12 protein-coding genes are annotated in these 13,511 nt (G+C 36.8%); 5 read left to right on the plus strand and 7 right to left on the minus strand.

Annotation, left to right across the window (positions count from 1 at the left end; translation table 11 throughout):
• Positions 1 to 104: 104 nt before the first annotated feature.
• The 5 genes from A3EO_RS0100925 to dapF form a co-directional block, all read right to left on the minus strand.
• Positions 105 to 1,433, minus strand: a complete 1,329-nt coding sequence (locus A3EO_RS0100925) for an anaerobic C4-dicarboxylate transporter (RefSeq protein WP_013746629.1) — start codon at positions 1,431 to 1,433, stop codon at positions 105 to 107.
• Between the two features lie 132 nt (positions 1,434 to 1,565).
• A complete protein-coding gene (gene yigB, locus A3EO_RS0100930) occupies positions 1,566 to 2,273 on the minus strand; it encodes a 5-amino-6-(5-phospho-D-ribitylamino)uracil phosphatase YigB (protein ID WP_026210927.1) in 708 nt (235 codons plus the stop codon).
• A 25-nt stretch (positions 2,274 to 2,298) separates the two neighbouring features.
• Complete coding sequence (xerC, locus tag A3EO_RS0100935; protein ID WP_018345599.1) at positions 2,299 to 3,189, minus strand: tyrosine recombinase XerC; 891 nt, start codon at positions 3,187 to 3,189, stop codon at positions 2,299 to 2,301.
• 15 nt (positions 3,190 to 3,204) lie between these two features.
• A complete protein-coding gene (locus A3EO_RS0100940) occupies positions 3,205 to 3,897 on the minus strand; it encodes a DUF484 family protein (protein WP_018345600.1) in 693 nt (230 codons plus the stop codon).
• Positions 3,898 to 3,906: 9 nt separating this feature from the next.
• On the minus strand, positions 3,907 to 4,731 hold the full coding sequence (dapF, locus tag A3EO_RS0100945) for a diaminopimelate epimerase (protein WP_018345601.1): 825 nt from the start codon (positions 4,729 to 4,731) through the stop codon (positions 3,907 to 3,909).
• Positions 4,732 to 4,879: 148 nt separating this feature from the next.
• Between dapF and A3EO_RS0100950 the strand changes: the two genes are divergently transcribed.
• On the plus strand, positions 4,880 to 5,458 hold the full coding sequence (locus A3EO_RS0100950; RefSeq protein WP_018345602.1) for a thymidine kinase: 579 nt from the start codon (positions 4,880 to 4,882) through the stop codon (positions 5,456 to 5,458).
• Positions 5,459 to 5,478: 20 nt separating this feature from the next.
• A complete protein-coding gene (locus A3EO_RS0100955; protein ID WP_018345603.1) occupies positions 5,479 to 6,429 on the plus strand; it encodes a gluconeogenesis factor YvcK family protein in 951 nt (316 codons plus the stop codon).
• A gap of 46 nt (positions 6,430 to 6,475) precedes the next feature.
• Here the strand turns inward: A3EO_RS0100955 and A3EO_RS0100960 are convergent, their stop codons facing one another.
• Entirely contained in the window at positions 6,476 to 8,452 is a 1,977-nt protein-coding gene (locus A3EO_RS0100960) for an exoribonuclease II (protein WP_018345604.1), read from the minus strand.
• Positions 8,453 to 8,522: 70 nt separating this feature from the next.
• On the minus strand, positions 8,523 to 9,311 hold the full coding sequence (gene fabI, locus A3EO_RS0100965; protein WP_013746637.1) for an enoyl-ACP reductase FabI: 789 nt from the start codon (positions 9,309 to 9,311) through the stop codon (positions 8,523 to 8,525).
• Positions 9,312 to 9,559: 248 nt separating this feature from the next.
• Between fabI and A3EO_RS0100970 the strand changes: the two genes are divergently transcribed.
• Genes A3EO_RS0100970 through A3EO_RS0100980 form a run of 3 tightly spaced genes read left to right on the plus strand, consistent with a single transcriptional unit; the run spans position 9,560 to position 13,473 of the window.
• A complete protein-coding gene (locus A3EO_RS0100970; protein ID WP_018345605.1) occupies positions 9,560 to 10,948 on the plus strand; it encodes an L-tyrosine/L-tryptophan isonitrile synthase family protein in 1,389 nt (462 codons plus the stop codon).
• Positions 10,945 to 12,300 (plus strand): hypothetical protein, encoded by a 1,356-nt coding sequence (locus A3EO_RS0100975; RefSeq protein WP_018345606.1) that lies wholly within the window; start codon positions 10,945 to 10,947, stop codon positions 12,298 to 12,300. The genes A3EO_RS0100970 and A3EO_RS0100975 overlap by 4 nt, the downstream gene beginning before the upstream one ends.
• An 18-nt stretch (positions 12,301 to 12,318) precedes the next feature.
• Positions 12,319 to 13,473 carry an MFS transporter gene (locus A3EO_RS0100980; RefSeq protein WP_018345607.1) on the plus strand — a complete coding sequence of 385 codons (1,155 nt, stop codon included), beginning with the start codon at positions 12,319 to 12,321 and terminating at the stop codon, positions 13,471 to 13,473.
• Positions 13,474 to 13,511 lie beyond the last annotated feature (38 nt).

Raw genomic sequence — 13,511 nt, forward strand, 5'->3', positions numbered from 1 at the left:
AAAAAAACAAACCCACTTTTATCAAATGATTTTGGAAAGGTGGGTTTGTCAGCAGTCTGAGACCACCCGAAGGTGGTCTTGTTGTTTCTATAGAAGAGATGTCGCTACATTAATACGTTAGCTAAACTGATACCAACCACACAGCCGACAACCACACCGATTAGACCCGGCACCATAAAGCTGTGGTTGAAGTAGTATTTACCGATTTTGGTTGTACCGGATACGTCAAAGTTTACGGTTGCAATATCTGATGGGTAGTTAGGAATGAAGAAGTAACCATAGGTTGCAGGAAGTAAACCGACCAATAACGGTGCCGGCAATCCCATTGCGATACCGACCGGCAATAACATTCTTCCGGTTGCCGCTTGGCTGTTGATTACAACGGATACCGCAAACAGTGCAAAGGCGAATGTCCACGGATAAGCCTGAATCATTTCAGTGATACCGGCTTTGAAAGAAGGCATTGCATAAGTGAAGTAAGTATCACTCATCCAGGCAATACCATAAATAGCGATTGCTGCCACCATACCGGATTTAAATACCACACCGTTCGGTACTTTTTTCGGATCGGTTTTAGTGAAGAGCAAAATAACACCGGCGAATGCCAACATCATCATCTGAATGATGACCCCCATTGAAATCGCTTTTGATTCCCCGATAGTGCGGATTGCCGGAATCATTGCCACGATCACGATACAGACTAAAGCGAAAAGGAATAACAACACAGAATTTTTCGCTGAAGGCGGCAAGGTTTCGTTTAAACTGGTGCTGGTTGTATTTTGAATGAGTTTGCTCCATTCCGGATCTTGCAAACGACGTTGATATTCCGGATCATCTTTTAACTCTTTACCACGGCGTAAGCTATAAAGTGAAAGTGCCAACACACCACAGAAAGTTGCCGGAATGGTGATAGATACGATGGTTAACAGTGTAATATGAGAGAAACCCGGAAGTTCGGAAATCTGTCCTAAATAGTAAACCACTGCTGCGGAAATCGGGCTGGCAGTAATACCGATTTGTGATGAAACGGAAGCGGCTGCCATAGGGCGTTCCGGACGGATACCGTTTTTCAAGGCGATATCACCGATAATCGGCATAATAGTATAAACGGCGTGACCTGTTCCCAAAATCACAGTCATAAAATAGGTAACCATTGGACCGAGAATAGTGACACGTTTAGGGTTACTACGAAGAATACGTTCCGCAATCTGTAACATATATTTTAAACCGCCGGCGGCTTCAAGCACGGAAGCACAGGTAACAACGGCGATAATAATTAACATCACATCAATTGGCGGGGAAGATGGCGGCATACGTAGGATAAAGACTTCGACTAACAGACCGATACCGGAAACGACCCCGAGTCCGACACCACCAAAACGGCTGCCGACATAAAGGAAGAACAGCAGCAGAATAAATTCAGCATATAGCATAAAAACCTCACAAAAATTGTTTAAAAGATAACTAAACTGGGTGAGATCATAATGAAAGCACAAAAGATCGCAATAGAAATTTCAAAAAAAGTAATAAAATTTCAAAAAAAGTTTACCAATATCAATTATTGGTTAATTTTTAAGCAAAAATATAAGATCGGTTACTTCTGCAACAGCTAATGTCGGCAGGGTTGTCGCTTCCGCAAAAGCAAACAGGGATTGCTGTTGGCTGTTAATCCATACCGCCTGACAGCCGCTTTCAATTGCACCTTGCACATCGGTAACAAGATTATCGCCAACGTGTAATATCTGCTGCATTGTGCATTGAAAATAACGCGCGGTTTGTTGGAACAGATCAGGGTGCGGTTTGGCACGCCCGTGTTCACCGCCACGTAAAATAAGTTGAAATTGATCCAAGCCGATTTTCGGCGGATAAACATTGCCGTTGCTAATGGCAACGAGCGGGTAATGTTTGGCAAGTTCGGTTAAAAATTGATGATTTTTTGGCGGTACATCGATTTTATGCCGCCATTCGACAAACAGTTGCATACTTTGCTGAATAATATTTTGAATGTCGGCATCTTTTAAACCCTGCGCTTTGAGCAGCTGTGCCGCTGCAGTTTGTCGCCATACAATCACATCTTCATAGCGAATCGGATCTTGTTGAAGAAGTTGCTGTTTATAATGTTGCCAATCAGTAATATTAATGGCTGCTAGCTGTTGCAAACAATCAAGAAAGGCTTGTTCGGCAGCTCTGATTACAAAATAGTTATCATATAAAGTGTCGTCTAAATCGAACGTTATCACTTTAATTGGTTGTAATTGGCGGTAAAAATGCAGCATAACTTTTCCTATTTTTCCGTTCCTATTTTTTCCGTTTTGCACGAGGATGTGCGGAATCATAAACTTGCGCTAAGTGTTGAAAATTAAGGTGTGTATAAATTTGGGTGGTGGAGAGGTTTTCGTGCCCTAACAACTCTTGCACGGCGCGTAAATCTGAACTGGCTTCCAACATATGAGTGGCGAAAGAGTGGCGCAATTTATGCGGATTTAAATGGGCATTTAATCCTTGTTTAATGCCCCATTGTTCAAGGCGTTGTTGAATGGCAGAGCTGGTGAGGCGATGCCCTAAGTGGCTGATAAACAAGGCATTATCTTGAGGATTGAATTGTAATCTTACCTCCAACCATTGATGTAACGCACCGGCAGCATAACGCCCGAACGGCAAAATCCGCTCTTTGTTACCTTTACCCAAAACCTTTAATTCGCGCGCTTTAAAATTGATGTCTTCCAAGTTGAGTCCTCTTAATTCGGAAAGACGCAAACCGGAACTGTACATCAATTCCATAATGGCTTTATCGCGCAACGAAAGCGGATCTTTGCTTTTAATATCAAGCAGTTGCGAAATGGATTCCGCATCAATACTTTTGGGCAACCGTTTACCGGCTTTGGGAGCGGAAATACCGTCAGTCGGATTGACCTTAATTTGTTGATTGCGTAATAAAAATTGAAAGAAACCGCGTAAGCTGGAAAGACGCAATGCCAAACTGTGTTCGTGCAAACCGGATTTTTTCCCTTGCGTCAGGATAAAACGGATCACGCTGCCGTCCACTTGCCGCCAATCAGTAATGCCTTCGTTGGTCAATAATTCAACACAGGCAGCAATTTGTTGTTGGTAACTTTGCAAGGTTTTCGCACTTAGCTGACGTTCAATGCGGAGATAATCCCAATATTTTTCTAACCAATCTTGTAACATAACGATATTTTGTAACTAGGCTTTCTTTGCCAACCACTGTGCAATTAACGGTTCAATCAGATCAACAATGTTTTCTAAAAAATCAGTATTTTGACCACGATAAAAATGATCTTCGTTATGTGAACTGAACAATAATACTGAATGATAAGGTTGATGATGCTGTTTTAATAAACAGAGCGCAACCGAACCGACCGGCAGTTCTTCAGGGAGGAATAGCAGTGATTTTTCTCGATTAGTCAATTTACCGAGATAAAAAGATTGCAAACCGAAACGCTCCAAACGAATGATTTCAAAAGCTTTTCTATCGATCCAATATGGTGCTTCAATGTTGTTTTGTTCCGTCCAAGCATCTTTCAGTAATAAAATCTTGGCACTTTTTAATGCCAGCGTTTTTGCCCATTGGTTCAGATTTTGATTCGCTTCAGTAAAATTATCGGCTTGCAGTAGTGCTTTTTGCAACGGCAGCAAACTAAAAAACAGTTTTTCATTCTGCTGTACGGTATTGCCAATTTGATAGAGCTGTTGCTCTAGTGTTGCGATTTTTTCACGTTGCCGCCCCAATTGTGCTTCCACTAAGGAGATCATCCCTTTACGTTGATGAGGAATCTGCATTTTGTCCAATAATGACAAATGGCGGGCGAAAAAGTCGGGATGATCGTTTAAATAATCGTGAATTTGTTGCTCAAAATCGGCATTGATTTCACTCATAATTTCCCCTTACAGCTGAATATTGCCGTCATAAACAAAAGTGGCATCACCGGTCATATAAAGCGGATAACCAACACCTTGCCATTCAATCATTAGTTTTCCACCCGGTAATTCGACTTCGACTTGATTGTCGAGCAGCCCTTGCATAATACCGACTGCCACCGCCGCACAGGCACCGGTTCCGCAAGCCTGAGTTTCGCCGGCACCGCGTTCAAAAACGCGTAATTTAATCTGTTTACGGTTAAGCACCTGCATAAAGCCGATATTGGCACGTGCCGGAAAACGCTCGTGATGTTCAAGCAAAGGCCCAAGCTGCTCAACATTGGCTGTTTTCACGTCTTCAACTTGCAACACACAGTGTGGATTGCCCATTGAAACAACACCGCAAAGTACGGTTTGAATATCGGTGCGTAAAATGTAGTTTTTCTCAAATTTGTTGGCAATAAAAGGCACTTTTGCCGGTTCCCAAATCGGCTCACCCATATTCACGCGCACGGTTTCGTCATCATTGATGATCAACACGATTTTCCCTTTTGCGGTGCTGACGTTAATCTCTTTTTTATTGGTTAAGCCTTTAAGACGAACGAAACGGGCAAAGCATCTGGCACCGTTACCGCACTGTTCCACTTCGCTGCCGTCCGCATTGAAAATACGATAATGGAAATCCAATTCCGGATCGTAAGGCGGTTCAACTAATAACAGCTGGTCAAAACCGATGCCGCGATTTCGATCCGCTAAACGGCGGATGACATCTTCAGAAAAATAGACACTCTGTGTAATGCCGTCAACCACCATAAAATCGTTGCCTAAGCCGTGCATTTTAGAAAACTGCATAATTACCTCTAGCCTAAAATTTAATGCGATTATTATAGAGAGTTCAGTTGATAAAGTCTAAACGGATCAATTATCAAATCCATTGGTAAAGCTGTTTATTGGGGCTTAATACGCTATACTAACGCGCAAAAAATAATGGATTTTAGTTATGGCAAAACTCTATTTTTATTACTCTTCAATGAATGCGGGAAAATCAACCACTTTATTGCAATCTTCTTATAATTATCGCGAGCGCGGAATGAATACGTTGGTTTATACCGCAGCAATCGATAATCGTTATGGTGTTGGCAAAGTGACTTCGCGCATCGGCATTGAAGAACAGGCGCAACTGTTTGATCAGCAAACGGATTTATTTAGTGAAATTGAACGCATTAATCAACAGCAACATATCAACTGTATTTTAGTGGATGAGGCGCAGTTTTTAACTAAAGCGCAGGTCTATCAGCTCAGTGAAGTGGTCGATAAATTAAATATTCCGGTGTTATGTTATGGCTTAAGAACCGATTTTCAGGCGGAATTATTTGAGGGCAGCCGTTATTTGCTGGCGTGGGCAGATCAGCTGGAGGAGCTAAAAACCATTTGTTATTGTGGTCGCAAAGCCAATTTTGTATTACGCTTAAATGAGCAAGGCGAAGTCATCAAAGAGGGTGATCAGATCCAAATCGGTGGTAATGATCACTATTTATCGGTTTGTCGTCGTCATTATAAAGAAAAAATGGGTTGTTAACTTACTGACAGGATTTTGTTATGACGTTTTCATCAATTGTTACGCCAAATCTAAATCAAACAAAACATATTGTTGCGATCGGCGGTGGACACGGCTTGGGCAGAGTGATGTCTGCACTCAGTTTTATGCGTTCTCGTTTGACCGGCATTGTGACAACTACCGATAACGGCGGTTCAACCGGACGTATTCGATTGCAATTCGGCGGCATTGCTTGGGGTGATTTGCGTAATTGTCTTAATCAGATTATCACCACGCCGACCACAGCTTCAGAACTGTTCGAATACCGTTTTGAGGGCGAAGGCGAGCTTGCAGGGCATAATTTGGGCAATTTAATGCTAAAAGCGTTGGAAAATATCAAAGTACGGCCGCTAGATGCCGTAAATTTGATTCGTGAACTGCTTCACGTTGAGCCTTTTATTATTCCAATGTCGGAACAGCCGGCGCATTTAGCGGCGCAGCTGGCAAACGGTGAAAAAGTGGTCGGTGAAGTCAATGTAGATAAACTGGATGCGATTCCGCTGCAGTTAAGTATTGAACCTGATGTGGCGGCAACGGAGGAGGCGGTAACCGCGATTAATCGTGCTGAAGTTATTCTATTGGGTCCGGGCAGTTTCTTTACCAGCATTATGCCGCCGTTGTTGTTGTCAGAAATTAAAACCGCATTGCAACAGAGTACGGCAGTAAAAATTTTTATTGATAATCTCGGCTTGGAGCATAGCCCGTCGGCACAATTAAATTTAGTACAACGTATTGATTGGATTCATAATTATATTGGTTGTAGCGTGATTGACGGCATTATTACCGATGCTGATTTTTCGTTGCCGAGTGATTTTCGCCGACAATATTGTATTTTAAGCCGCAAATTGAATGCCGATGATATCAGTTATCGCCACGATAGAGCCTTATTAAGTATGGCATTGGAAGATATGCTGGAAATGGTGAGAATTCAACAGAAACGGTTTGAGGAATAAAGTATATGCACATTGTGTGCATATACTTTTAGTCGATTATAGTTACTTAGACCGGTTGTCCGATAATACTTCTGGTGTCTAAATTCACTTCAGTTAATTGAATATTGAGTTTATCAGTGAGTTGATAGCGGCGTTCGCCCTTAATATAAAGCGCAATATCATCGCTATTGACCTCAATTTCCTCTTTTTTATCGTGAATCAATGACATAGGAACAAAAATCATCGCGCCGTTTTCAAGCAGCTGCACGCGCAAACCGCCACGCATAATATCAATAATTTGTGCCGGATAAATTGTCTTTTCAGCTACTTTGTCGGCAAGATAAATGCAATAAAGCCAATCGGCAATATCACGTTCAACCATCCGATTTTGTTTGCGTGCTTCCTGCAAGCGCGCCAATACTGAATCTTCAACCTTAGCCGGCGTTTGTTGCTGAAGAATCGCTTTAATCGCACGGTGATTGACCATATCACAATATTTACGAATAGGTGATGTCCAAGTTGCATATTCCGCTAAACCTAAACCGAAATGCGGTGCGACTTCTGCTTTAAATTCTGCAAAAGTAAGATAGCGGCGTAATCTTGCTTCCAGATATTCTGCGCCAAGACGATCCAAATCGTGTTGCATATCACAATAACCCGACAGCGTTGCTAATTGTTCGGGTGCGTAACGTGGCGTAAGCTGATCGCTATTATCATCGGTTGCCAGATGGTTAAGTAAAAAAGCACTGGCGGCACTTAAGAATTTGCTGTCAAAACCGCTATGCGTATTGAAAATGGCTGCTGCTTGGTGTTGCGCTAAGAATTTAGCAGCGCAACTGTTGGCAATAATCATACACTCTTCAACAATACGGTTGGCAATACGGCGATGATCGGCACGAATTTCCGCTACAGCACCGTTCTCATCCAGAATGAAGTTATAATCCGGACGATCTTTAAACATAATCGCATTTTTAGTACGCCATTCAATTCTTGCCAAACTGAATTGATGTAAAAAGTCGATTTGTGTTTTAACTACTTCATTTTGGGGTTGCCAACTATTTTCTCGGTTTTCTAGGTAATCGGAAACTGCATCATATGCCAATTTTGCTTTGGAACGAATCCACGCTAAAGTAAAAATCGGCTCGGTAATCACAGCACCTTGCATATCGGTTTCAATCTCACACACCAACGCCGGGCGCTTTTCGTTTTCCATCAATGAACAGAGATCGTCCGATAATTCGCGCGGCAACATTGGAATGTTGAAGCCGGGAAGATAGTTGGTAAAACAGCGTTGTTTCGCATCGGCTTCAATTTGTGAATCCAGTGGAATATAAGCTGTCGGATCAGCAACCGCAACACTCAGTTTCCAGCCAATCTGCTGCTGATTTTCAAGAATCGGCTTGATGGTTAATGCATCATCCATATCTTCGGTGGTTTCCGAGTCAATGGTGACAAAATTCAGATCGGTAAGATCTTGACGGATTGCTGTTTCCTCAAAAGGATATTCCGCTAAACCGGCAACTGCAGTACGAGGTTGTTGATGACGGGCAAGCGTTACCCACCACGCGGTTTGCGGGTCATCAGCGTGACAGATAAATTGGGTAACTTGCGCAAAGAAAAAACGATCATCACGCAATGGGTGCATTTTTAATTCAGCGACAACCCAATCTCCGGCGTTCAGTGTTTCCTTCACTTTTTTATGCTGATTGGCAGGAATTGCCGATTTAATATTGGGATGATCAACCAAAAGTTGTAATTTATTCTCTTTATTAAAACGAACTCTGGCTATAAAACGGGTTAACATCGGTTCAATCAGACTGTCAGGCTCTGCCTGCTCTTTATCACCGATAGTGTCGATTAATGCTTTAATTTTGTCGCCGTGCATCAATTTTTTCATTGCTTGCGGCGGAATAAAATAACTTTTTTTATCACATTCTAAAAAACCGAAAGCCTTATCAGTGGCTTTTACCACGCCTTCAACGTGCGGTTTGCTGTCACGGATTTGTTGTTTGAGTTGGCTAAGAAGAGGATTATCAAGAAGCATAAAATGTCCAGTTTAAGAAAAAAATTTGCTCCGTTAGAACATAACGGAGCAAAAGTCAGTAAGTGTTAAATTAGGCAAGTTCCAATTCACTCATTGCAACGGTGCTAAAGCCGGCATCAACGTGAACCACTTCACCGGTGATACCTGCTGCCAAGTCGGAGCAAAGGAATGCCGCAGTGTTACCAACATCTTCAATGGTAACGGTACGACGTAATGGTGCAGTATTTTCAAAATGACCCAACATTTTCTTGAAGTTTTTAATACCGGAAGCCGCTAATGTGCGGATTGGACCGGCAGAAATTGCATTAACACGCACGCCTTCTTTACCTAACGCAGATGCCATATAGCGAGTGTTGGCTTCAAGCGAGGCTTTTGCCAAGCCCATTACGTTGTAGTTAGGGATAGCGCGTTCAGACCCTAAATAAGAGAGCGTCAACAATGCTGCACCAGGATTGAGATTTGCGCGCGCCGCTTTCGCCATTGCCACAAAGCTGTAGGCACTGATGTCGTGAGCGATACGGAAACCTTCACGATTTACCGCATTCACATAATCGCCGTCAAGTTGATCGCCTGGTGCAAATGCGATCGCGTGAACAAAACCGTCAAATTTATCCCAATGTTGGTGTAATTCGGCAAAGCAGTTTTCAATGCTTTCATCGGTGCCAACATCACAAGGAAGCACGATAGATGAACCCAACTCTTTAGCAAATTCCTCAACACGACCTTTTAATTTGTCATTTTGATAAGTAAATGCTAATTCCGCACCTTCACGGTGCATTGCCTGTGCGATACCGTAAGCAATAGAACGATTGCTTGCCACACCGGCAATTAAAATACGTTTATTTGTTAAAAATCCCATAATTTTTCCTATCTTTATTATTGCAAAAAACGAGCGAATTATATCAGAAATCAAGATTTGAACAAATCAGACCGATGATATGAAAATTATCATTTGATAGTGGTAAGCATAACTCATTGTATTTAAAACATTAATTCATATCTGAAAGCAATATATTTAAAAAGTGTTAAAAAAGTTAATTTTTTGTTGATTTTTTTTTAATTTTAAGTTCTAATCAATATGAAGGTAGATAAGATGAAGGGGCGAATATGATTCACAACTCTCAAAAAGTATCACAAATATCTAGTTCACATCGTTTAATAGAACTCACTTCACAAATTAGACATCGGTTGAATTTCATTCCTTTTTCTAACTCTCTTTTTATCAGTCAGGAATTTTTTCTGAATGAAGTCTTGAAGAAGATTATAGATAAAACGGAATTAATATTTCAAAATAGATTTCAATCCATTATAAAAAGAATAGAAAGAGTATCTAATAGAAATAAATATGATTCTATTATAGAGGTTTTATATGATAATGATCTATTTAAAAACAGCATGGCTTTTAATACTAGGAGTTTTATTATACACAATATAAAAGAATGTATAAAATATAATGGATTTCTTAATCTTATAATCCCTATTTTTTCTAGAAAGCCTTTATCTCCTATAAAAAATCAAGGAACTAATCCAGATTTAGGGGAAATATATTCTTTAATAAGGTTTTATTCATTGGCAAAACTTATCACTGAAATATCAGGGATAAAATGTCGTGTTTCTATTCTATCTGATGGGAATAAATATAGAAGAGCATGTTTAACGCCTTTAGAAATTATTAACAACTATCAGAATTCATTAAGATTTTGGATAGATAAGTTAGAGTTATCTGAATATGTGTCCTTATTTGACTATGAAGAGTGGATAAAAAGAGATCAATGTTGGATGGAAGAAAGATCAAGTATGTATCGGAAAAAATATGATGATTTGTCATTTAAATATGACAAATTTTTTGATTTTGGGGATCTAAATAAAATTAAATATATAAATATTGATTTAGAATGGAAACAATTATGTTATACCTTTTTTTCGATAATTACATCTGTAAATTATGAAAGTATCTTTAATCAAAAATTTATTAATGATGTATATTTTAATAAAGATATACAAAACTTTTATATTTCATTTATATCGTCACTAGATATGAATATAAAAGATATAACAAACTCTCATTTATTTAGATATGAATTGATAGGAGATTTTTATTTCAATAAAGAGGATATAGTTAGTACTATGAGGAAAGAAGCTTGGGAAGCATCTAAAAGGTATGTATCTATATCATTAGTGGATAGAGAAATTGACACTTTATTTTTAGAAAAAAATTACTTTCTAAAATGTACTATACATAGAAAAGAAAAAGAGTTTAATTTTATTTCAACAAGTAAAAAAGATTATTGTAGAACAGCTCAACATTCAGTTGCGGGATTAGACAATAATTTAAATCTAAGTTATAGATATAGAATAGAGAGAGATACTAAACAGGAAAAAAGAATTTATTTTGAATTTGATTACAATACTAAAAATACCTTTAATCCTATGAACTTATTAAGCGTATCTAACCAACCAATTTATTATATTTCTAATATAAGGAAGGAAATATGAGTAATAGAAATTTTGTTAGTGAAAGCACTATTCCTCAAATAATTAAGAATTTAAATTCTATGGATATTTTTAATAAAAAATATATAGAGAGTGAGATTATTTCTAATGAGAAATTTAAGTTGTTTTTGGAAAAATATAAAAATAATATTTCTTTTTATGCAAAAAAGTTAGTTAAAAATAGTAGATCTAGATTAGAGTATAGCATAAACAAAAAATGCTATATTTATTTAGAGAATAAAAATTGGTTTTTATCAGCATTAATTGCTGAGCTATTTAGAGATCCTTTTTTATCAAAAAATTTTAATGATATTTCCTTTAATAAACTACAAGAAAAAATTTTTTATTCATTAAAAAATAATAAAATTAAATTAGTAATTGGATGGGGACAAGCTAAAAGATCGTGTGGAAACCTAAAAACTAATGGATATGGGGTTGATTTTTCTGAATTTTATTCTCTTTCTGTACTACAAATTATAATTGAATCTATTAAGTTAATATCTAATAAAAAAGTAAACGTGGTTGTATTGACAGGAGGCGATAGATTTTCTTCCGCTTTATTTGTTAATCAAAAGGAAAATAATAAATATGATAATCAAAGAAAAATCATAGCAGATATGCTAAGTATAGATGGTATAAGTAAAATTATACTTATGCCTTATGGTGAAAATAATGTTCCATTAGATGATTTAAATTTATTTATAAATAATATTCCAGAAATAGATGTGATGGATAATATTAAAACCATATTATTAAATATAGATTGGATAAATATATTGTCTAATAATATTAGTCCTCATAATATATGTATTCCTGATGGAATTAGGTACTTATTAAATAACGGGTGGTCTATTAATGACATAATACTTATGTCTATAACGTCTATATTAGATGAAAGTAATAGTGAGTTCTGGATAAAAAGAGTTGGAAATAAAGTGATATTTAATGAGGTTGTTGATTTCTTTTATTTAGTATCCATTTTTTCAACTAAAATATATTTATCTATTCATCTTATGAATAAAATAGAGAAAGTGATGAGCAGAACAAATCTATCAGATGCAATTAGACTTACAGTGCATACAAAGAAAGACAGAAATGATATACCTTCTATTTATTTATTAGGAAGAGATGGTGGAAATCGTTTATCTCAGCATACTTGTGCTGTTTTTTATGATAAAAAATTGCATTTTTTGACAAAATTAGAGATGCTTTTATTGAATAAAGAATTTAAGGAAGTATATGTTCATGATAGTCTCTTTAAAGAGGGATTCAAGAGTGATCAACCATTTATATATGTAGATAAAGAAAGTGAAAGTTATTTGGAAGATATTTCTAAATATAGGTTTTTTTATTAATTTTTATAAGGTGATAATATGAAAAAATATATTACATTATTTTCTTTATTTATTGGTCAGGGGTTTATCGGAACAGTTATTTCTCTTCTTACATTAACTTCTATTTTAGTTGGAAGAAATTTAGCACCATCACCGAAATTAGCTAGTTTTCCTATAACAATGACTGTTATTGGAACATTTGTAATGATATATTTTGCTGCAATTATGATGTCGAAGTATGGAAGGAAGAATGCTTTTTTATTTAGTGGGATTATTGGGCTTATAGGTTCTATAATAGCAATAATTGCTATATATAAATCAAGCTTTATTTTATTTTTATTTTCTATGTTTTTAATAGGAAACACTATTTCATTTAATCAATATTATAGGTTTGCAGCTGCAGAAGTTTTTGATGATATCATATGGAAAAGGCGTTCAACATCCATAGTTATAGGAGGTGGAGTATTAGGGGGAATACTTGGTCCTTTTCTAGCAAAAAATGGAGAGTTTTTTATTGATGGATATCCATTTTTAGGAAATTTTATTTTTTTACTCTTAGTTTTTATATTATTTATTCTTAGTCAAAATTTTATCTTCTTAAAAGAGATAAAAAAGAAAAAAATAGAAGAAAAAAATAACAAAATTAATTATGATAGTTCGTTTTTGGTGGGGACATTATCTTGTACAGTGGCATTTTTCTTAATGACATTAATAATGAATTCTGCACCATTATCAATGTATAATAATCATTATTCGATGGAGAATAATGCTCTTGCAATACAGGTACATTTCTTAGCAATGTATATACCTTCTTTTTTTATATCATTTATTCTTAACAAGATAAAAAAGACTTATATTATTTTATTTGGTATTTTTTCATTTTTATTTGGCTCTATTTTATCATTTGTTTTTTCTGGATATATGGGGTATTTTTTTCCTCTTATGTTTTCTGGATTAGGATGGGCTTTAATGTTCAGCGGAGGAACTTATTATATAAATGAAATTTCTTCTTCAAAGAAACATAAATTGCAAGGTCTTAATTCAATTATCATATATAGTTTTAATGTGCTATCTTCATTCTTAGTAGGTATTCTATTATCCTATGAAAATGGATGGATAAACTTAAATTATATTACAATATTTGTTTGTATATTATTTATTCTACTCTTATTCTTTTTAAAAGAAAAAGAGTAGAGATTATTTTTATGACTTAAATAGACTCTATAAATTAA

Source organism: Gallibacterium anatis DSM 16844 = F 149 (genome assembly GCF_000379785.1).
Lineage (GTDB): Bacteria > Pseudomonadota > Gammaproteobacteria > Enterobacterales > Pasteurellaceae > Gallibacterium > Gallibacterium anatis.

Coding starts and splice junctions, on each gene's coding strand:
- A3EO_RS0100925 (WP_013746629.1), bottom strand. CDS start 1,433: ATGCTATATGCTGAATTTATTCTGCTGCTGTTCTTCCTTTATGTCGGC.
- xerC (WP_018345599.1), bottom strand. CDS start 3,189: ATGTTACAAGATTGGTTAGAAAAATATTGGGATTATCTCCGCATTGAA.
- A3EO_RS0100940 (WP_018345600.1), bottom strand. CDS start 3,897: ATGAGTGAAATCAATGCCGATTTTGAGCAACAAATTCACGATTATTTA.
- dapF (WP_018345601.1), bottom strand. CDS start 4,731: ATGCAGTTTTCTAAAATGCACGGCTTAGGCAACGATTTTATGGTGGTT.
- A3EO_RS0100950 (WP_018345602.1), top strand. CDS start 4,880: ATGGCAAAACTCTATTTTTATTACTCTTCAATGAATGCGGGAAAATCA.
- A3EO_RS0100955 (WP_018345603.1), top strand. CDS start 5,479: ATGACGTTTTCATCAATTGTTACGCCAAATCTAAATCAAACAAAACAT.
- A3EO_RS0100960 (WP_018345604.1), bottom strand. CDS start 8,452: ATGCTTCTTGATAATCCTCTTCTTAGCCAACTCAAACAACAAATCCGT.
- fabI (WP_013746637.1), bottom strand. CDS start 9,311: ATGGGATTTTTAACAAATAAACGTATTTTAATTGCCGGTGTGGCAAGC.
- A3EO_RS0100970 (WP_018345605.1), top strand. CDS start 9,560: ATGATTCACAACTCTCAAAAAGTATCACAAATATCTAGTTCACATCGT.
- A3EO_RS0100975 (WP_018345606.1), top strand. CDS start 10,945: ATGAGTAATAGAAATTTTGTTAGTGAAAGCACTATTCCTCAAATAATT.
- A3EO_RS0100980 (WP_018345607.1), top strand. CDS start 12,319: ATGAAAAAATATATTACATTATTTTCTTTATTTATTGGTCAGGGGTTT.